Here is a 19,851-nt window from a genome sequence, read left to right as displayed (position 1 = left end):
GGGACGACCGCCTTACAGAACTGACACATATGATGCGGTTCGATCCGGATGCGGTCGAGAACATGACTGAAACCGAGACCCTGCGCTGGATAGAAAGAGCGCGACGCCTCGGCAAGCGAATTGGGGTGAGTGGATGAACATTGGGGGCGCCGCTGGTGCAGTGCTGAGCACGGTATCGGGCATTTCCAATCTGGCGTCTTCCCTTGCGGGGCGTCTGGGTGGATCTGCTCAGTCCTATTTCGAACAGCTTCGGCCGGCGTCATATCGTGGCGTTCCGTTCGTATCGCTGGGAAGCGAATCGTCGTTTGGGCGCCGTAATCAGACGCACGAGTATCCGCAACGCGACACGCCATGGATTGAAGACCTCGGCCGCGGCGCGCGTCGGATCCGCATGTATGGATTCGTGATCGGTGATGACGTCATCGCACAGCGCGACGTAATGATCGCTGCGGTCGAGACTATCGGCGATGGTGAGCTGGTGCATCCGACGCTCGGTCGCCTGACCGTGAACATTGGCGGGTTCCGGAGCATAGAGCGCTGGGAAGCTGGGCGCTACTTCGAGTTTCATTTCGAGTTCGTCGAGAGCGGCCAGCGCACATATCCGACAGCTCAGACCGCTACGCTCGAGTCGGTGTTGAATGCCGTGACCGGGCTTAACGTTTCGGCGGCGATCGATTTTGCGAAGACGGCATTGAATGCGATTTCCTATGGAGCCGCAGTGCTTGGCTCCGTCGTGGACACGGCCTTAGGCTGGTACAACTTTGCGACCGGTATCGTCGGAGACGCGCGAAATCTGTTTCAGCTTCTTTTCAGCCTTCCGGGTCAATTTGGTCGCTTCTTCGGAAGCGCGACCGTCCCGACGTTTAGCAAAAGCCCTAGTGCGCCCGTTCAATCAGGGCAGACGGTGCAGTCACTGATTAACAGTGCGACAAGTGCCAGGGCGAATGTGAGCTCGGCTGCTGCAGTGCTGGACTCTGCGGCGCGTAACTTCAGTGCCTCAACGATTGATGGCTTCACCGCGGCTGTTCAAGGGGTAACGACCGCTGTTTTGGCGGCGACGAGTGATCCGAGTGATTCGATCCGGCTTCTATCAGCGCTCTCGACGTTTACTCCATCGGCCGTAACGACGAATTCAGTCATTGGATCGGCAATGGGGAGCATGCAGACGGCGTGCAGCTCCCTGTTCCGTCGTGCATCGATCGGCGCTGTTGCCCAGGCATCTGCCTCCTATCAGCCGACGTCGAGTGACGATGCGGCGCGCGTGCGCGATTTCGTTACGGGAATGATTGATGCAGAGATGACGATCGCTGGCGACAACGGGGAAGACGAGACCTATGACGCGCTGTCGACGTTGCGTGGCGCGGTCGTTGCCGACCTGAACAAGCGTGGCGCCGGCCTGGCATCCATCGAAGCGTTTGAATTTCCGGAGCCGATGCCTTCATTGGCTCTTGCTGCGCGGATCTACCGTGATCCGACGCGAGCAGATGAACTCGTTGCGCAGGCGAATCCAGTGCATCCGGCATTCATGCCGACGTCCTTCAAGGCCCTTTCGAACTGATTTTCGAGCGGCTCTATGGCAAGCAGAATTTCGATCGCGATAACCGCGAAGAATCAGGCGTCTGGCCCGATCGCTCAGGTTCAGAACAGCCTGGCGAAGCTCCAGACCCAGGCGAGGAAGGGTGGTCTGAGCAACCTCGGGCGAACGATCTCGCTCGGATTGTCATCGAACAGCGGAGCGATCTCCGAGATCGCAAGCTTCGTCGGCAAGGCCGGGATCATCGGTGGCGTCACGGCGCTGACGATGAAGATTGCGCAACTGGAGTCGCAATGGGCGTCTTCGGTGCGCTCGATGAACAACCTCGGCATTCGAACCGGCTTGCCGACGACGACGGCATATGGCGTGCAGTATGCAGGGCGCTTGGCCGGTCTCTCGCCCGAGCAGGCGAACGGGGGCATCGAGCAGGTCCGACAAACCTACAGCGATGCGCTGAACAATCGGAACCCGGAGGCGCTGAAGCGCTTCCAGGCGGCAGGTATCTCGACCAATCCGGCTCGACTGGATTCGATCGAGACCGTGCTGGAAAAGCTCGCGGCATATTCCGAGTCGCTCCGGAAGCAAGGGAAGTACGGCGGAGCGCAGAACTTCCTAAACGCGGCAGGAGCAGGATCGCTGATCGACTTTCTGAATCGCGGGCCGGCGCAAGTGGCTGCTGATCTGCAGGCAGCTAAGGCGTACATTCCGAACGAGCAGGATATTCAGCGTGCACGGGAGTATGCAGATGCCTCGGCAAAGCTGGGCATCACATACGACCGGTTGAAGACGACCATATTGAGCGGGTTGGAGCCGGCACTGAATTCCCTGTTGAACGGGATTCAATTCTTCTTCGATGCGTCGGCCGGCCGCGGTCGACCGCAATCGCAGCCGAACGGCTCTGATAGCACCGAGCAGCGGCTCTGGGACGGATTCGAACGCTTCGGGAACGCACTTCGGGGGAACGGACGCTACACGATGGCCCAACTCAATGAGAAGACCATCGTAGGGAATGGCGCTCGACTCGAGGATGCGCGGTCGATGGTCGAGTGGTATGTCAACCATGGCCTCTCGCGTGAGCGTGCGATCGGGATGGCGGCGAATGCCTATCGCGAGAGCAGCTTCAACGAGCGCGCGGAAAATGAGACGGGGCATGTTGGCCTCTTCCAGTGGGACAAGGCGCGCCAGAAGATCTACGAGCAGAATTTCGGACGGCCACTCGCCCTTGCTTCTCGCGACGAGCAGCTCAACTACTCCCTCTGGGAGCTGCAGCACCACGAGTCGAACGCTGGCCGAGCGTTGGCACAGTCGTCCGATGCCGCGACCGCGGCGATGCGAATCTCAACGCTGTATGAGAGGCACGGCAATCCTGAAGAGGACGCGCGTCGAGCGGCGATCGCTCAAGGTCTTGATGCGCAGCTGGCGGAAGTGCGAGTCCCGCCATTGTATGGAAGAGCCGACGGCTCGACCGGTGTCAGCCAGAACTCTGGCGCAGATCAAAGCGAAAGTATGCAGCCGGCCGCGGCCGGTGCCGAACCAGGGAAGGTTCGGATCGAGATCGTCCACAAGAATCCGCCAGCCGGGACGAGCGCAAACGTAACGTCGACGTCGAACGTTGAAACCGATATGAAGACGGACCGTCAGCAAGCGCCCTTGGGCGATCAATACGCATATTCACCTGGTAGTTTCTGATGCCGAATGCAGACCGTATCGTCGACGCCGCGGGCCCGAAGCCTGCGGCGGATGAAGTGCGCGTCTTGCTGACGCAGGACGGTTTGATGCTGACGGGGTGGAAGGCTGTTCGCATCACGCGGTCGATCGAGGTGGCGACCTCGTTTTTCGTCCTTACGTGCTCGTCCGACGCAAACACGCTGAAGTTGGTATCGCGGGAGGGGGCGCCGATTACGATCTCGATTGGAGATGACGTCGTGTTGACGGGGTATGTCGAGACTGTCGAATCGATTTTTACCCCGCGCACGCATGACATCGTCATTTCGGGGCGCGGAAAGCTGGCCGATCTTGTCGATTGCTCGTGCCGGATCGACAAGATCAACCCGAATACGTCGCTTGTTGCGCTATGCAAGGCGATCGTCGAGCCGTATTCGGTAAGTGTGGTTGTGCCTGACAACGGCACGCAAGCGATTCTCGACCAAGTCCCGTCGCTTCCGCGTCAGCTTGTAAGCATCACCGAGACAGCGTGGGAAGTGATCGAGCGGTATGCCCGCTATTGCGGGGTCTTGATCTTCGAGAGCGCAAGGGGCGAGCTGACGATCTCGATCGCCGGGAATGAGCAGGGCGACTCGGGTGTCGCGCTCGGCGAAAACATCGAGGCGATCACGTGCACGAAGACGACGCTTGGCACGTTCAGCACCTTCAATGCGGTCCTCAGCGCATACAGCATGGGCACCGAAGACGAAGGCGTTACGAACCTGCCGGCTGTCACAGTGATCGCAAAAAGCACAACGAATCGGCTCCGGCCCACGTATTTCGTCGCGGAGCTCAGCGCGACGGATCCTCGGTTTATCGAGAAGCGCGTCAACTGGATGGCGTCGCGCTCATATGGTCGCTCTCGACGCGTACGTGTGCTGGCGGACAACTGGCGCGACGCCGATGGTGCTCCGTGGACCCCAAACATCAATTACCCGGTGTCGGCACCCGCTGTCGGGGTGCCCGATGGAACGATGCTTCTGCTTGCGGCGGTCACGTACATCCTCAACGAGAACGGAACGCATGCCGAGTTGGTATTCGGGCCGCGACAGGGTTTCCTGCCTGAGCCAGTAGCGATCGATACGCTGCCGATGGACGAATCGACGCAGACCCCTACGGAGCGGTGATGCTGGGCGATCTCAACAAGCTTGCGCGCCGCGTGTTGTTGATGTTGGCGCGAGGGACCATCGCGCTGGTCGACGACAAGAAGCCGGTGCAGATGCTGCAGGTCCGCGTAAACGGGCTTGAACTTCTTCCGGACCTCCCGCGGTTTGCCGAATATGGGTACGTATCTAACCCGCCAGCAGGATCGCAAGCGATCGTCGGGTCGAAGAATGGCGATCGCAACGATGGAATCGTGATCGCGACGTCGAACGCGAAATTTCGATTGACCGGACTGGCGACCGGCGAGGTCGCAATCCATGACGACAAGGGGCAGTCGGTCTATCTGTCTGCTGCCGGGATCGTCGTGAATGGTGGCGGAAAGCCGATCACGCTGACGAATACACCGGAGGTGTTTGCGGACACGCCATTGCTTAAGGTGAAGGGGGACGTGCTCGACAACTGCGAATCGAACACGCGGACGATGGCCGGTATGCGGGAGATTGCTAACACGCATACGCACGATGTCGTGAATGTGCAAGGCGGCGGCGATACGCGTACGTCGAATGTTCCGAATCAGCTGGAGTAAGACATGCCCGACATCACCGTTATTTGGGACGTTGACAATAGCCGCGGTGATTGGGAGTTCGTCTCGCCCGCGCTCGTCACTGGCAATGATTTACCTAGCGCAGTCCTTATCAGTCTCTTCACGGATCGCGCTGCCAATCCGGATGACGCGATTCCAGATGGGTCCGGAGATCCTCGCGGGTGGTGGGGCGATATTGGCGAGGACAAGCCAATAGGCTCCCGCCTGTGGTTGCTCGATCGCTCAAAGCAAACGCAGGAAGTGCTGAGCAATGCACGCGATTACATCCTCGAGGCCCTGCAATGGCTCGCCGACGATGGCGTGGTGGCCAGCATCGACGCGCAGACGCAGTGGGTGCGTGACACGTTTCTCGGTGCGCAGATAGTCCTATATCAACCCAATGGCTCGCAAATCTCCATGACGTACGCATGGGCCTGGAAACAGCTCTCCTGACATGCCATTCCAAAGAAAAACGCTTTCCACTTTGATGTCGGAGGTGGCGGCCGACATTTCGTCATCCCTTCAAGGTGCCGACGCGCTGCTCCGGATGGCGGTGCTGCGGGTCATCGGCAAAGTACAAGCCGGGATGTCGAACATGCACTACGGCTACTTGGACTGGATCGCCAAGATGGCGGTCCCGTTTACCGCAGAGGACGAGTATCTGGAGGGATGGGCCGCACTGAAGAAGGTATATCGGAAGGTCGCATCTCAGGCGCAACTTACGGCACAGTTCCAGGGCGCACCGGGCTCAGTTTTGAGTTCAGGGACGCCTGTCGTTCGCGGGGACGGCGTTTCATATACTGCATCGACGACTGGAACCGTCGGCACCGGCGGAACGGTTTCGGTGACGATCGTAGCTGACGTTGCCGGCTCGTCAGGCAATGCTGACATTGGCACGGCCGTATCACTCGGAGCCGCAGTAAGCGGCATTCAGACGAGCGGCACGATTACCGGCAATGTGTCTGCCGGCGACGATATTGAGTCGAACGACAGTTTGCGTGGCCGCATGCTTGAGGCCTATCAGAATACGCCGCAGGGCGGCGATTCGCGCGATTACGTGAAGTGGGCAACCGACGTTCCAGGTGTGACTCGTGCCTGGTGTGCGCCGAATGGGTTTGGTGCTGGAACGGTGGTGCTCTACACAATGTGGGACACGGCTGAGGCTGCGCATGGAGGATTCCCGCAAGGCACCAACGGCGTTTCTCAGTACGACCAAGGGCCCGGTGGCGTTCCTAGAGAAGTCGTTGCATCGGGGGATCAACTGGTCGTCGCAGATGCGATCGTTGCCGTTCAGCCGGTGACGGCTCTGGTGTATTCATGTGCGCCTATTGCGAACAGCATAACGATCACCCTTGGCGGACTTGCATCCACAACGACAGCAACCCGGCAGGCGATATTCGCGGCGATTTCGGACGTGTTCTTCCGGGATGGTGATCCTAGGGCTGGGACGGTCAATCGCGACGATATTTCAGCATCCATCCGCTCCGTGGCTGGTACGAGTGGCTTCCTGATAAACCAGATTCAGGGCGTAGTTGGTACGACAACAACGACATATCCGGGAAATATCACCAGCGGCATCGGCCAGCTTCCAGTTTTGGCAGCAGTGACGTACGTCTGAGGACCCATGCTTGCACCGAATTTCACTGCAGCCGACTTCCTGAGGGCGTTGCAAGGTTTGCTCCCGCGTGGGCGAATTTGGCCTAGAGCGGCGGACGCCGTGCAAACGCAGGTGTTGTCAGGTCTGGCGCCCAGCTATGAGCGCCAGACAGCCCGCGCCAACTACTTGCTGGTCGATGCATTCCCTGGATCCGCCTATGAGTTGCTTCCGGAGTGGGAGGAAACGCTCGGGTTACCTGATCCATGCGCTGGCGAATCGCCGACGGTTGCGAACCGCCAAGCGCAAGTTGTTATGCGATTGGCGAATAGCGGCGGCCAGTCGATTTCCTTCTACTACGGCCAAGCCGAGCTGATTGGTTGTTCGATCATCATCGAACAGCAAGCACCCTTCGGGATGGGGTATTCGGGCATGGGCGACCCGATCGGCGGTTCTGAATGGGCCCACGTTTGGACTGTCTGGATCCCGTTCAATGACACGCCTGGTGCAGAACAGTACTGGGGCAACGCAGTACTCGAATGTGAATTCCAGACATTGGCGCCTGCGCATACCGTCGTTCAATTTGCAGATTCAGCAATGCTCTATTGGATGCTGGACCCGAACGGCGCCAGTCTTCTCGATCAAATCGTGAACGTGCAGCTTCCCGCTGCACTGCAGCCTCTCTGACCTCAGGATAATCGATGTACCAATACGACGATCCGACCACGGCGGCGGCGATGCCGGCAATTTCTGCCGCGGGAACGCCGGGTTTCTTCACCGATGGCGACCCGCAGACGAGCGAGCCGCGCACCGTTCTGAGATCCGAATTCATGAACACGGTGATGATGGAGATGCTTAACGTTCTTTCGGCCGGCGACGTGTCGCCCGACAAGACGAAGCAGAATCAGTTGGCGCTTGCGATCGAGAATATGATCTCGGCCGCCGTTATGGCTGCCGCCGGCCCCAAGCCGGGCGACATCAAGATATGGGCTGGCTCTGTCGCAGGCATTCCGGCCCGTTTTGGACCTGGGTGGCATCTGGCCGACGGTCAGAATGGGACGATCAATTTGGCCGACAAGTTTGTCGTCGGCGCCGGCGGAACGTACGCGGTTGGTGCGACGGGTGGCAATGCTGAGGTTACGCTGAGCGTGAATCAGCTGCCGCCGCACAACCACTCCGTGCACGAGGATCCTCACGGCCACGCGACTACGGAGAATCCGCACGACCATACGGTCACTATCGGGCGTGTTGGCGTAGTCGACACAACGTATGGGCAGGGCAATGGACCGTACAACTTGGGTAGTGCGGATACCTATACGACATCAGCGGTGTCCACGGGACTCACTGTCAATCCCGCGTCCACCGGGATCACGGTGGAGGACACGGGCGGAGGCCAGTCGATCGATATTCGGCCTCCGTACTACGCACTTTGCTTCGTGCAGTACACCGGCGCCTAACCAAACCTCGAGCCTACGATAAATATGAGCACGCCTCCTGATCAGCTGCCAGCCGTCAACCAGTTGTTCCAACAAAATGCGTCCCGAATTGATACGTTCGTCAACGGTGCGCCCGGAACGTCATACACGACGACGAGTGGTGAGCAGGTTCTGTCGCTCCCCTCGATCGTCGGACAGATCAACGCGACAGACGCTATTGCAAAGACGCAGGCGAACGTATCCGCGTCCTCCGCCAACGCGAATGCGGCAGCCATAAGCGCAGCCCAGGCCTTTGCCAGCATTGGCATTCAAAACGTATTGGGCTCGGTGCCAGCCGCTCTTCCTTACGAGGTCACCGCGATTTCTGGTGGTGTGGGAACGGGCTCGGGCGGCACGCCTGGAACATATGCCGGCGGCGTTTCAGGCGGTCCTGCGGGATTCCAATGGTCCTATACCATTGGGTCAGGCGGTACTCTGGCTGGATATGCAATCACCAATCCTGGGATTTCGACAAGCAACGTTGCCCCTACGCTGTCCTTCCCTTCTGGTGGGTTGACTGGAGCTACTGTCCCGACTGCGACCGTCGGAACGATTCCGGTGAATCGCGTATTTGCGGCACCATCGAGCGACGGGTCACAACTGCTTGCATGGGGCAACAACAGCGGCACGTTGGCGACGGCGCCGTTCGGCTCGACGCAGACATCGCTCGTCACCGCCGCGCTAATCCAATCGGTTGCCGGGCGCCGATCTGTTTCGATTGCCGACCAGGCCGGCAACCTCATCTGCCGGATCAGCGCCGAGCTGATTGAGCACCCCGATATTGACGCCATTCGGGATCAGGCTGCATATGCTGTAGCACAGCTCGTAGGTGCGGTTTTCGGACAATCCAGCACAGGGCACCCGTCGAATGTGCTGCAGGATCAGTCGGCCAATGCGATCAAGATCACCAGCCAGACGCAGGTCGAGCATCCGGTGATCGAAGCTATGCAGGATCAGCTCGCCTATACGCAAAGCCAGCTCCCTCCCGATTATTCAGCTGCCGACTTCATAGCCGACGTCAACCACATCATCGGCTATGGCCAAAGCCTGATGGAGGGTGATCACGCCACTCCGGCGATCAGTACCGTCACCCGTTCCTACGCGAAGATGTTTGTCGGAGGCGTGCGGCCTAGCGACGGTGGAAGCACCGTAAGCACCATGTACGGCACGACGTTTTCGGCGATGGTCGAAAATTCGAGTGGCCGTAACTCTTCGGGGGAAACGCCGCTGTCGGGATGTGTCGACATGATCGCCCAATTGCTACTGGCCGAAAACGGCGTTGATCTGACGCAGAGCGGCCAGTGGAAAATGCTGGGATCCGATCCGGCGATGGGTGGCCAATCTCAGGCAGCATTGTCTCCTGGGGGCACTTATTGGACCGATTGGCAGAACAACATCACGTATGGTGCGGCCAATGCATTGGCCGCCGGCCTGTCCTATGCGCCAGTGGGCGCGATCCACTCGCAAGGCGAGGCGGACTATAACGCCGGCACGCCAAAGGAGCAGTGGAAGGCCGGGCAAATTGCGATGCTCTCAGCCATGACATCGTGGGCGCAGGGCGCGACCGGCAACAAGCGCCCATTGCCGATGATCATGGCCCAGACCATGACACATTTGGCGGCCGGCAAGACTGTCCCGACCATTGCCATGGCTCAAGAAGAATTGAGCCGTGAGCAGCAGTGGATGGCGATGTTTCCCATCCACTTCATGACCTACTACACGGACAACATCCACCTCATCAACACAAGTCAGCGTTGGCAGGGTGGCTATTTCGGCCTGTTCCTCAAACGCATGCTGATCGACAAGGTGAAGCTGGCGCCACTTTCGCCCACGCGCATCGAGCGCTTCGGCTCAGACGTAATCCTGACTTTTCCGGTGCGTGCCGGTCTGCAGCTTGCGTGGGATACGAGCTTCAACGCTGACCCCGGAAACTACGGCTTCACGATCCTCGATACGTATCGGAACGCGCTGACGCAATCCGCAGCTCCTCGCATCATCGAGCCGAACAAGGTGGTTATCACTCCCGCCAGCGGGAAAATTGGCTTCGTCCAATGCGGCTTTATCGGCAACGGTTACAAGGGGGTGACCTGCTTGCGTGACACTTCATCGCTGATTTTCGACCCCAGCGGCATCAACAAGCCCATGTATATGTGGGCGCCAATCTTCGAGCGAAAGGTGAGCTGACATGAGCGTTCTTGGAACTATTATCCCCGGCTCGAATCTGGGTGCGATGGGGCCTTTGGGGAAATTTGTGGCGCTCCCCGACCCGTACCAAACCCTCTATGCAGCCTATCTGCCGGGCAGCGCCATTGGCTCGCTGAAGACGAATGCGGTGACCGGCGCCCAGTATGTCCGCGACAAATCGGGAGCCGGCCGACACGCTTCACTCATAACCCCGTCGGGTGAGGTCGCGGTTTCTGCGACCGGCTATATCTCGGGTACCACACTCACCATCACTGCCGTTGCCGCTGGCTCATTGACGCAGGGGCAGATCGTCACTGGCCCCGGTATCAGCGCGAACACGATGATTACCGCCAATGGCACGGGCACCGGGGGCACCGGGACCTATACCGTCGCCATTTCGCAGACGGCAGGCAGTTCGGGCGCGCCTATCGCGATCTCTTCGGCAACGATCGGCGCCAATTCGATGATGGTCGATCCGGCGCACTACCTGCAATTGCCGTTCTCCGCTCAGCAGGTGGCGGCGGCAGGCAGCGGCATCACCGTGGCGAGCATTGCTCTGGTCGGCACCTCGGGAAGCAACCTGCCTCTGCTGTCCGACTATGGAGCGCAAGGCGCATACATCATTTCTGATGCGACGACGGCAGGCGGCTCCAAGGCTTATACCAACGATGGTACGGCCAGTGCTACCACTGGCGCTGCTGGTGGCAATCTCCCGGCTAGTACGTTGTCGATGTACGCCACCACCCATTCAGCCATAGCCTCAACCGCCTATTGGCGTAAAGCCGGTGTGGGCACCGGGTCCTATTTCGCCAATGCAACTAAGGCGAGCGGGGTGGTGGGGGGCACGTCGAATCTGCGTATCGGGCATAGCTACGATACGACCGCGTCGTTTTCGGCTCCGGGTCAGATTTTCGCTTCGCTCATTTACGCGAGTGTCCTGAGTCAGTCAGACCTCGACACTTACGTCTACCCTGCATTGCAGGCCATCGCCACGTCGAATGGGTGGGGCGGATTCTGAGGGAGATCCCTCCCTCGAGCTATAGCCGCCGCCGGGCGGCTTTTTCACTGCTACCAAACTGCTTTGTCCGACCACTCGTAGAAGTCCCTGCGCTGTTGCCAAATCTCATGGCGTGGCGTCCCGCGGGGAAAGGGGTTTGCCGTGTCGCCGCGTTCCCATGCAGCGTATGCGAGCTTGTCGACGCGCGCCTCCTCTGCAGTGATGCCAGGAACAGGAGTATCCAACTCGCGCTTCAGTTCGCGAAACCAGTTGAGAATCTGACGCAGCATCGTTGTCATGGAGTGGACTCCCGGTGAATTTGCGTATCGTATCGGCTATCAATTACCGATTTCCGCCGGTCTGCCGGTAGAAATCGGACATATAAGCCGCCTTTGGGCGGCTTTTTCATTTCCGGGGAGGCGGAATGCAAGAGCACGAGAAGACGTTTCTGGAGCTAATTATCATGGGCGCTCTCATCGGTATCGCAAAACTGCTCGTCAGCAGCGAGCAGCTCACATTTCGCGTAATCGTCGGCCGCGCACTGCTCGGCTCCGCCACCTCGATGGTTGCCGGCGTCGCGCTGCTGCAGATCCCGCATCTCGATCCGCTCGCGCTGCTCGGCATCGGCAGCGCGCTCGGGATCGTCGGCTCGCAGTACATCGAAATCCTGCTGCGCCGGAAGGCGAAGGCAGTCATTGGGAGGGATTGACGTGAGCAGCTTCGACGATGCGTTCGACGCCCTGATCGGCAACGAGGGCGGTTATTCGAACAATCCGAAGGACCCGGGCGGCGAGACGATGTGGGGTGTCACGGCCCGCGTCGCGCGCGCGGCAAGCTACACCGGGGCGATGCGCGACCTGCCGCGCGATACCGCGAAGGCGATCGCCAAGCGCCTGTATTGGGATCCGCTGCACCTCGACCAGTTCGATCCGCGCGTCGCATTCCAGATCTTCGACGCAAATTACAACGGCGGCCATCCGGTGATCTGGATGCAGGGCGCCGCCGGCGCGCACGTCGACGGCGTGCTCGGGCCGCAGACGATCGCCGCAGTACAGGCGACCGACCCGCTGCGCTTCGTGCTGCGCTGGAATGCACTGCGCCTGATCTATTTCACGTCGCTGGCGACCTGGCCGACGTTCGGCAAAGGCTGGACGCGGCGGATTGCCGCCAACCTCACGAAAGGAGCTGCATGATGCCCCTGATCCCGATTGCGATGGCGCTCGCTCAGTTCGCGCCGATGATTGCCGGCTGGCTCGGCGGCTCGAAGGCCGAGGACGCCGCGGCGAAGGTCGTCGGCGTCGCGCAGGCCGTTACAGGACAGTCCGCGCCGGATGCCGCGCTCGCGGCGCTGCAGGCCGATCCGAATCTCGCGCTGCAGTTCCAGAAAGCCGTGCTCGAGCAGCAGGCGCGGCTCGCGCAGATCGCTGCGGACGTGACGAAAGCCGAGCTGGTCGCGGACACGGCGAACGCATCGGCGGTCAACCAGACGATGCAGATCGAAGCGCGGTCCGACCACTGGCCGACGTATTCGTGGCGTCCGTTCGTTGGCTTCTGCTTCGGCGTGCTCGCGCTGATCTCTGGGCTGACGGTCGCGTGCGCGTATCTCGGCGTCATGTTTCTGCGCGCCGATCCGAAGGTGCTCACGGACATTCCGGGGATGCTCGGTGCCGAGGCGGCCGTGATGGCGACAATGGCGCCGGTGCTCGGGATCGCCAGCTACTTCCGCGGGAAGATGCAGGCGAATCCGGTGATCTCCACCGACAACCGGGGGTAATGCGATGCCCTGGATCAATTCCATCGACAAGCTCACGAGCCCGCAGGACTGGGCGAACCATGTCGTCTACGGTCGCGTGATCGGCGCCGACCTGATGGCCGCATAGGCAGTCACATCATTCCGGCGCGCCGCATCTCATCCAGTAACAGGTGGTAGAGCGTTTGGAAATGCCCGAACGGGCCGCCAAGAACGCCCCGGTCGTTCCCCGCTTCAGCCGCGGCGTTCCACCATCCCATGATCTTTTCCAGCGACTTGCGGAGCGTCACGATTTCGAGGATCAGGCGCCGAATCTCGGGATCCTGATGCGTGCGCCACAGCTCGCGCAGCTCGGTATCGTTCGGTGCGGAAAATTCTGGCATTCGGCGCACACGTCGCAGATGCGGGTCGACATACCCAACTACGTTACGATCGATCTTCGTGTCTTCGATCGCTCGGGCATTCGACTCGTCGGGGAATTGTCCCGTCATCTGGAAGAACTCGCCAGCCGTGACGGGGGCGTAAGTCCGCCGGCGCTCGCCTGATTCGAGGTCCGTGTACTCCCAGATGTAGGCCCAGCGCGGTTTCATGATGCGATATAATACTGTATGGCCATACAGTGTATCGCGATGTAAGATGGTCCCGTCAAGAACGAAAATGGGGGACCCCAATGTGCACGAACTATCGCGCACCAGGCGAGGAATCCGGGCTCAGCGAGCTGCGGATCGACAGTTTCGGCGAGCTGTACCGCCGCACGCCGTGGAAGCCCGAGATCTACCAGGACTACCTCGCGCCGATTGTCGCGCACGTCGACGGGCGATTCGAGGCGCTCACGGCCGGCTTCGGTTTCTGGCCGCGTGCCCTGCAGAAGGCGAGCGTCGAGAAGGCGAAGGAGCAGGGCCGCAAGCCGCCGATCGTCCGGAGCACGATGAACGTGCGCGACGACAACCTCGGCAAGTCGCCTCTGTACGGGCCGGCGTGGCGAGGCAGTCAGCGCTGCCTGATTCCTGCCGAGTGGATCTATGAGCCGAACTGGGAAACCGGGAAGCACGTGCGGTACCGGATCGGCCTCGCCGGCTGGCGCCAGCTCTGCGTTGCGGGCATCTGGCGCACGCTGAAGGGGCCGGACGGCACTGTCCAGCACGCAATGGCGATGATCACGGTCAACGGCGACGAGCACCCCGTCATGAAGCACATGCACCGGCCAGGCGACGAGAAGCGGTCTGTCGTGATCCTGCGACCGGAAGACTGGGAAGAGTGGCTCACGACGTCGAACGTCGAGGCCGCGCGCGCGATGCTGCAGCTTTACCCGGCCGACGACATGGCGGCCGAGCCCGTGACCGCGGACCTTGCCTAGGTGGTCACCCAGCGTCGCCGGCTCGAGGCGCGAGGCGATCGAGCCATTCCCAACCGGCCCAACGGTCGCCGCTATGGCGCAGATGCGTGTAGCGTTTCAGCGAGATCCAGCTGCGGTGCCCGGTGACGGCCGCCACGTGCGGGATATTCCAGCCCATCTCGAACAGGCGCGATGTGCCCTCGTGGCGCAGATCGTGGAACTTCAGGTCTTCGATGCCGAGGAAGGCGCAGGCGTCGGTGAAGCTGTCGCTGATCGATCGGTGGTTGTACGGGAAGATCGGGCCCGAAGCAGGGCGCACTGCATCGACGATTCGCGCGGCCTCCGGAGGCACGTCGCACCAGGTGTCGTTTCCCTTCTTCTGGCCCGGATGCTTCATGTCGCGCACGAGCTGCCGGTCGCCCTCGAAGTCCTCGATGCGGATGCGCGTGATTTCCTCCTGTCGCCGCGTTGAGAACATCGCGTAGACGATGATCTCGCGCATCGGAATGACCGCGCGGCCGCGTTCCTCCATCTCGGTGTAGTAGGTGAGGATCCGATTGAGCTCTTCGGGCGTCGGCCGGCGGTCTCGGTTCCGTGACCGATCCGTCATCCCGAGCTTCCTGAGCACGACGAGCGCATCGTCGAGCTCCTTCTCGTCGAGCGGATAGCCCCACGCCGGGCGCGCGACGCGTACTACGGCCGCTAGGTGCGACATGTAGTTGCTCACCGTCTGCGGTTGCACGTTCAGGCTGCGTGCGAAATCAACATAGTCGGGGCTCTTGAGCGTCGAGCACTTCCGGACGCCGATCTGCGCAGCCTTGATCGAGTTCAGCACCTGCGTTTTGGTGCGGCCGATTCCCTTCTTGTCCTCCCTCACATATCGGTCGATCACATCCGCCAGTGGCGGATCTTCCTGCTTAGCCGACTCGAGCGCCCCGGGCTGATCGAGCTCGCGCTCGCGCTTGTCCCGCCATGCGCGCGCAGCGGGCTCCCGATCGAAGGTCTTGGCCTCCGTGTAGACCACCTTCCCATTCTCTTTTCGGCGGATCTGGACGGTGTACGCTATAGTTCCGTCCTTACGTTTTCTCGGCGTGATCGTTCCCATGGTTCCCAGTGCTACACGGCAAAAATCGGAGCTACATCGTAGCACTTCTCCGTAAAGATACCGTTTGAGCCCTTCGGAAACACGCAGATACGGCAGTCGGAAACAGGCGGTAAAGCTATGAATCAACAGGAAAATTCAATCAAATCAAAGGGTAGGCGAGTTTCGGTGGCCCCGATGCTCGACTGGACTGACCGTCATTGCCGGTCGTTCCATCGCACGCTGACGCGCGACACGTGGCTGTATACGGAAATGATCACGACGGGCGCGCTGCTGTTCGGCGACGCCCAGCGGCATCTCGCGTTCACGCCGAACGAATCGCCGGTCGCGCTGCAACTGGGCGGCAGCGAACGGGACGATCTCGCGCGCGCCGCGAAACTCGGCGAGCAGTGGGGCTACGACGAGATCAACCTGAATTGCGGCTGTCCGTCCGAGCGCGTGCAGCGCGGTGCGTTCGGCGCGTGCCTGATGAACGAGCCGCAACTCGTTGCCGACTGCGTGAAGGCGATGCGCGATGCGGTGTCGGTGCCGGTCACGGTCAAGCACCGGATCGGTGTCGACGCGGTCGAGGATTATGCGTTCGTGCGGGACTTCGTCGGCACGGTGGCGGAGGCTGGCTGCGAAACGTTCGTGGTGCACGCGCGCAATGCGATCCTGAAGGGGCTGTCGCCGAAGGAGAACCGCGAGATCCCGCCGCTCAAGTACGACTATGCGTATCAACTGAAGCGCGATTTCCCGTCGCTGGAGATCGTGATCAACGGCGGGATCAAGACGCTCGACGAAGTCGCGCAGCATCTCGAGCACGTGGACGGCGTGATGCTCGGCCGCGAGGCTTATCACAACCCGTATGTACTCGCGGGTGTCGATGCGCGCTTCTACGGGTCGACTGCGGCGGTGCCGACGCGCGAAGAGGCCGAGGCGAAACTGATCGAATACTGCGCGGCGGAACTGAAGCGCGGCACGTATCTCGGCGCGATCGTGCGGCATGCTCTCGGGCTCTATCGTGGCGTCGCGGGTGCGCGCGGCTGGCGTCGTGTGCTGTCCGACAACAAGAAGCTCGCGCGCGGCGATCTGGCCGTGTTCGACGAGGCGCGCACGCATCTGAACGACGCCGAAGAAATTTTTGAAAAAAATGCTTTGCAAGACGGAAAAGTCTTCGTATAATCTTGTTCTTCGCTGCTGAACACGAAACGAAACAGCGAAGAAACAAAGCAGTATCAGTGGTGGCTGTAGCTCAGTTGGTAGAGTCCAGGATTGTGATTCCTGTTGTCGTGGGTTCGAGTCCCATCAGCCACCCCAAAATTCTCAAACAAAACAGGCGCTTCGGCGCCTGTTTTGTTTTGTGCGGAAAATTCGATGCGATTGCATCGATTCGAGCCGCGCCATTTCCAGAGCGTTCTGCTCGCCATTCATCCATTTCGCGTCAGCCGACGAAAGCCGTTCCGATACTGGGACTGCGTGCCGAGTCACGTCACTCGCGCGTGGCCGATCCATCAAGCGGCCGCTGCTCATGAGCCCGCGAAGCGAAGCGGCGACCGGCTTCGCTCATCGTCTCGCAGATTGGCGGATTAAACCAATGACTTGGCACGAGCCGCCAATGCTTAATAGTCTTACATTCATGTAATGTATCGATTCCTCGTGCCCTTAGCTTTGCAGGGCCGTTCGGTCCCGACGCCCCGGAAGGCGTCGGGACATTTTTTTTGGCGGCGCTGCTGTCGAGGAACTGGAGAAAGCGGCAGGCGTCACGGTGAACTACGCGATTACCACGGCATGACGCGCACTGCCGCACACGATTCCCTATGCAACCCGCCGCTGAAACGTCGCGATTGCTACACTTTCCCTGCCTCCATCGCACAACGAGAGCGACCCTCGCATGCCGGAAAACCGCACCATCACGCTGCGCAACGCGACACCACACGACGCGGAACACATCGCTCGCTTGCACACGCTGAGCTGGCAGAACGCCTATAGCCATATCCTGCCGGCGGCCTATCTCGCCGATGAGGTGCCGACGGAGCACGCGACGCGGTGGCGAAACTATTTCGACCGCGCCGAAGCGGAGTGGGGCCTCGTGCTGATCGCCGAGTCCGACGGGGCGCCGGTCGGTTTCGTCAGCGCCGAAAGGCCGGTCGATCCGGCGCGCGGCGTCCTGCTCGATTGCCTTCATGTGCATCCCGCGCATCACGGAAGCGGTACCGGCAAGCGCATGATCGAAGCCGTTCGCGCATGGGCCCGCCATATCGGCGAGGACAAGGTTCATCTTTCGGTACTCGACGGCAACGTTCGCGCGATCGGCTTCTACGAGCATAACGGCTGGCGGTTGGCAGGCGTCGAAACCAGCTTCATCGGCCGCACGGAGGTCGCCGACCGGATCTACGTGATCGATGCCGGCACCGAACCCCAAGGCTGCACGCTGCACGATCGATGCCGCTGAAGATGAAGCGGCGCGTCCGCTACTCGCCGCAATACCGCATGAGCAAATCTGCCTCGGTTTCATGCACTTCGACAGGCAGGCTCGTTGCCCCTGCAAATGCCAGATAGCGCGCGCGATGCTGACCGTTCCGGAACGACGCGATGCCGACTTTCGACAGGCCCGGAAGGCCAAGCAGCGTCCGCGTTCTCGTCTCGCGAAACGTGATGAACGGCATGTCGGGAATCCGGGCTTCGGCCGGATCGAGGAAATCGCGGATGCCGGCGGCCTTGCCGGGCGCCCAGTATTGAACCGACGGCAGCACATAGTCGGTCGTGTCGCGATCGGCGCACGCGAGCAGCTTCGCCAGGTCGACCGTCACGACGCGATGCCGCGAGTCGTCGGACGCGAATACCCGCTTGAGATGTGTATAGGCATAGGCGGGGTGTCCCGGAAGCTGGATGATCCAGACATCGACGCCGTCATGTTGTGCCCGAGCGACTGTCATTGTTTCCTGAGGTGGGGCAAGCGTTTTTTGTGGCGGGAGTGTAGCAGCGCGGCTGCGGCCGCGGAGCAGGCGGATACCCGGAATCGAGCGGGCGGCATCATGCGCGAAAGAACGCGGCGTGGAATCGATCACATAACGGGTATCGGTTACTGGACGGGTGCGGCCATGCATTTTCAGTCGCGGTCGACAGCTTGTGAGAATATCGCGATACTGCGTGTCTGCATGACGCGCGGTCCGGAATTCACACAAGATTCACGCGGCGCGTGAAACCGGACTGGCGTGGCACATCGATAAGAACCGAGAGAGCGGAGTGGCCGCAGAAAATCATGTCGCCTGAACTTGAGATCGAATATCTCGATTACCACTTCACAGCGACGCTCGAAACCCGGGAAACGGGGCGGGTCGCCGTGACCGAATGGCAACTGGATTCCGTTTCCCGAAGCAAGACGCTCGCGTGGGTCGTGTTCGACCGTTTTCTGAAGCGCACCGACTTCGCCGACGAGGACGACGCGCGCGCCAGTATCGTCGACTGGCTGGAGCAGCTGGTCAGCCCGCGGGGCGCGCCGCTCGTCGAAATCCCCGCAGCGAAGGTGGTCGCAGCAGGTGCTGCCGCCGGTACCGCCAGTGCGGTCGCCAGCGATTCTTCAGTCGAAGAAACCATCAGCGACGTCGTCGTCGAAATCGCCAGCGATCTCGACTGGATCGACATGATTGCGGAATGGTTCACGGACGGCCCGGCGTAGCGTCGGATTTGCACCGTTCCATCCAGAAAGAGTGGGTTGGATCGTGAAACGTCGTTTCACGAAAATCCGGAAAGAAAAGCGCGGATTCACGGAAAGCGGCATCACGCCGCTTTGACGATGCATGCGCGATACCGGAGACTGGCGCGCGATTTAAAAATCGCCGATATAAATCAAAAAATCCGGACTCGAAACATGAAAAGAAGAACGCTGCTGACCGCCGGCGCGATCGTCGCTGCCACCAGTCTGGCAGGATGTACCGCGATGCTGTTCGAAAACGGCCGATACGAAGAGACGGTCGATCGATTCCTCGTCAGCGAGGACGGCAAGAAATTCGTCGTGCTCGGCAACCAGTATCACTACATCTTCGACATGCCCGCGCATCTCGGCGCCGTGCTGGCTTCGTCCTACCGGAAGTCGATCCAGGCGGCGCTCCATGGATTCGTCGCGCAGGGCAGCAAGATCTCGGGCGAATACCGGCTCGTGCTTTCCCGCGCCGGCATGACGGACGACGATTGGGCGCGTGCGCAGGCGGACGGCTTTACGACGTCCCGTCAAGGCGAGCTGAGCATGGAAGGCGCGCTGAGCGGTTCGCGCTATCGGACCGACGGGTTTGAGCAGGGCAAGACGTGGTCGTCGTTTTCCCATACCTACACGATCGAGGTCGACGATCGCCTGACGAAGGGCGACAAGGCCGCTCGCGTGCTTGCGACGCCGGTCACGCTGGCGGCCGACGGCGTGATGATGATCGGGGCTGTCGTGTTGTTCCCGGTGATCGTCGTGGTCGCCGCGCCACTCGCCGGCGTCGCGCGCTGACCGCGACGTGCCGC

Annotated in this window: 22 protein-coding genes and 1 tRNA gene; 19 read left to right on the top strand and 4 right to left on the bottom strand. The window is 60.7% G+C overall.

Annotated elements, in window-relative coordinates; all coding sequences use genetic code 11:
• Positions 1-133 precede the first annotated feature (133 nt).
• The 10 genes from U4Z31_RS09465 to U4Z31_RS09420 all read left to right on the top strand — a co-directional run bounded on the left by U4Z31_RS09465 (position 134) and on the right by U4Z31_RS09420 (position 11,196).
• Positions 134-1,558 (top strand): DNA circularization protein, encoded by a 1,425-nt coding sequence (locus tag U4Z31_RS09465; RefSeq protein WP_321810069.1) that lies wholly within the window; start codon positions 134-136, stop codon positions 1,556-1,558.
• 15 nt (positions 1,559-1,573) lie between these two features.
• Entirely contained in the window at positions 1,574-3,223 is a 1,650-nt protein-coding gene (locus U4Z31_RS09460; protein WP_321810068.1) for a phage tail tip lysozyme, read from the top strand.
• Positions 3,223-4,365: a phage baseplate assembly protein gene (locus tag U4Z31_RS09455; protein WP_321810067.1), complete on the top strand. Its 1,143-nt coding sequence runs from the start codon at positions 3,223-3,225 to the stop codon at positions 4,363-4,365. Before U4Z31_RS09460 ends, U4Z31_RS09455 begins: the two co-directional genes overlap by 1 nt.
• Positions 4,365-4,928 carry a phage baseplate assembly protein V gene (locus U4Z31_RS09450; RefSeq protein WP_321810066.1) on the top strand — a complete coding sequence of 188 codons (564 nt, stop codon included), beginning with the start codon at positions 4,365-4,367 and terminating at the stop codon, positions 4,926-4,928. The genes U4Z31_RS09455 and U4Z31_RS09450 overlap by 1 nt, the downstream gene beginning before the upstream one ends.
• 3 nt (positions 4,929-4,931) lie before the next feature.
• Positions 4,932-5,378: a phage GP46 family protein gene (locus tag U4Z31_RS09445; protein ID WP_321810065.1), complete on the top strand. Its 447-nt coding sequence runs from the start codon at positions 4,932-4,934 to the stop codon at positions 5,376-5,378.
• A 1-nt stretch (position 5,379) separates the two neighbouring features.
• Positions 5,380-6,543: a baseplate J/gp47 family protein gene (locus U4Z31_RS09440; protein ID WP_321810064.1), complete on the top strand. Its 1,164-nt coding sequence runs from the start codon at positions 5,380-5,382 to the stop codon at positions 6,541-6,543.
• A gap of 99 nt (positions 6,544-6,642) precedes the next feature.
• On the top strand, positions 6,643-7,206 hold the full coding sequence (locus tag U4Z31_RS09435) for a YmfQ family protein (RefSeq protein WP_415750277.1): 564 nt from the start codon (positions 6,643-6,645) through the stop codon (positions 7,204-7,206).
• Positions 7,207-7,220: 14 nt separating this feature from the next.
• Positions 7,221-7,976 (top strand): hypothetical protein, encoded by a 756-nt coding sequence (locus U4Z31_RS09430; protein WP_321810062.1) that lies wholly within the window; start codon positions 7,221-7,223, stop codon positions 7,974-7,976.
• 24 nt (positions 7,977-8,000) lie between these two features.
• Positions 8,001-10,178 (top strand): hypothetical protein, encoded by a 2,178-nt coding sequence (locus U4Z31_RS09425; RefSeq protein WP_321810061.1) that lies wholly within the window; start codon positions 8,001-8,003, stop codon positions 10,176-10,178.
• 1 nt (position 10,179) lies between these two features.
• Positions 10,180-11,196 (top strand): hypothetical protein, encoded by a 1,017-nt coding sequence (locus U4Z31_RS09420; protein WP_321810060.1) that lies wholly within the window; start codon positions 10,180-10,182, stop codon positions 11,194-11,196.
• A 50-nt stretch (positions 11,197-11,246) separates the two neighbouring features.
• Here U4Z31_RS09420 and U4Z31_RS09415 read toward each other — a convergent pair whose 3' ends face one another.
• Entirely contained in the window at positions 11,247-11,474 is a 228-nt protein-coding gene (locus U4Z31_RS09415; protein WP_321810059.1) for a hypothetical protein, read from the bottom strand.
• A 125-nt stretch (positions 11,475-11,599) separates the two neighbouring features.
• Between U4Z31_RS09415 and U4Z31_RS09410 the strand changes: the two genes are divergently transcribed.
• The 3 genes from U4Z31_RS09410 to U4Z31_RS09400 are packed head-to-tail and all read left to right on the top strand — an operon-like array spanning position 11,600 to position 12,949.
• Entirely contained in the window at positions 11,600-11,884 is a 285-nt protein-coding gene (locus U4Z31_RS09410) for a holin (RefSeq protein WP_321810058.1), read from the top strand.
• 1 nt (position 11,885) lies between these two features.
• Complete coding sequence (locus tag U4Z31_RS09405; RefSeq protein ID WP_321810057.1) at positions 11,886-12,368, top strand: glycoside hydrolase family 108 protein; 483 nt, start codon at positions 11,886-11,888, stop codon at positions 12,366-12,368.
• The gene (locus U4Z31_RS09400; protein ID WP_321810056.1) at positions 12,365-12,949 is read left to right on the top strand and encodes a hypothetical protein; all 585 of its coding nucleotides are present in this window, start codon (positions 12,365-12,367) and stop codon (positions 12,947-12,949) included. The genes U4Z31_RS09405 and U4Z31_RS09400 overlap by 4 nt, the downstream gene beginning before the upstream one ends.
• Before the next feature lie 110 nt (positions 12,950-13,059).
• Here the strand turns inward: U4Z31_RS09400 and U4Z31_RS09395 are convergent, their stop codons facing one another.
• On the bottom strand, positions 13,060-13,515 hold the full coding sequence (locus U4Z31_RS09395; protein WP_321810055.1) for a hypothetical protein: 456 nt from the start codon (positions 13,513-13,515) through the stop codon (positions 13,060-13,062).
• 80 nt (positions 13,516-13,595) lie between these two features.
• Here U4Z31_RS09395 and U4Z31_RS09390 point away from each other — a divergent pair, with 80 nt between their 5' ends.
• Entirely contained in the window at positions 13,596-14,282 is a 687-nt protein-coding gene (locus U4Z31_RS09390; RefSeq protein WP_321810054.1) for an SOS response-associated peptidase family protein, read from the top strand.
• Between the two features lie 4 nt (positions 14,283-14,286).
• On the opposite strand, the gene U4Z31_RS09385 is transcribed toward U4Z31_RS09390, so the two are convergent.
• Positions 14,287-15,366: a tyrosine-type recombinase/integrase gene (locus tag U4Z31_RS09385; protein WP_321810053.1), complete on the bottom strand. Its 1,080-nt coding sequence runs from the start codon at positions 15,364-15,366 to the stop codon at positions 14,287-14,289.
• Positions 15,367-15,483: 117 nt separating this feature from the next.
• Between U4Z31_RS09385 and dusA the strand changes: the two genes are divergently transcribed.
• The 3 genes from dusA (at position 15,484) to U4Z31_RS09370 (ending at position 17,797) form a co-directional block, all read left to right on the top strand.
• Positions 15,484-16,527, top strand: coding sequence for a tRNA dihydrouridine(20/20a) synthase DusA (gene dusA / locus U4Z31_RS09380; protein ID WP_321810052.1), 1,044 nt, complete (start codon positions 15,484-15,486; stop codon positions 16,525-16,527).
• A 59-nt stretch (positions 16,528-16,586) separates the two neighbouring features.
• Positions 16,587-16,662: transfer RNA gene (locus U4Z31_RS09375), tRNA-His, on the top strand.
• Positions 16,663-17,236: 574 nt separating this feature from the next.
• Positions 17,237-17,797: a GNAT family N-acetyltransferase gene (locus tag U4Z31_RS09370; protein ID WP_044845052.1), complete on the top strand. Its 561-nt coding sequence runs from the start codon at positions 17,237-17,239 to the stop codon at positions 17,795-17,797.
• A 19-nt stretch (positions 17,798-17,816) separates the two neighbouring features.
• Here the strand turns inward: U4Z31_RS09370 and U4Z31_RS09365 are convergent, their stop codons facing one another.
• Positions 17,817-18,281 carry a plasmid fertility inhibition factor family protein gene (locus tag U4Z31_RS09365; protein WP_321810142.1) on the bottom strand — a complete coding sequence of 155 codons (465 nt, stop codon included), beginning with the start codon at positions 18,279-18,281 and terminating at the stop codon, positions 17,817-17,819.
• A 326-nt stretch (positions 18,282-18,607) separates the two neighbouring features.
• Between U4Z31_RS09365 and U4Z31_RS09360 the strand changes: the two genes are divergently transcribed.
• Complete coding sequence (locus U4Z31_RS09360; RefSeq protein WP_321810051.1) at positions 18,608-19,024, top strand: hypothetical protein; 417 nt, start codon at positions 18,608-18,610, stop codon at positions 19,022-19,024.
• A 36-nt stretch (positions 19,025-19,060) separates the two neighbouring features.
• Entirely contained in the window at positions 19,061-19,837 is a 777-nt protein-coding gene (locus U4Z31_RS09355; protein WP_321810050.1) for a hypothetical protein, read from the top strand.
• Positions 19,838-19,851 lie beyond the last annotated feature (14 nt).

The organism is Burkholderia sp. BCC1985 (assembly GCF_905339915.1).
Taxonomy (GTDB): Bacteria; Pseudomonadota; Gammaproteobacteria; order Burkholderiales; family Burkholderiaceae; genus Burkholderia.
Note: the sequence above shows the minus strand (reverse complement) of the source record. Positions and strands in the feature narration are given on the sequence as shown.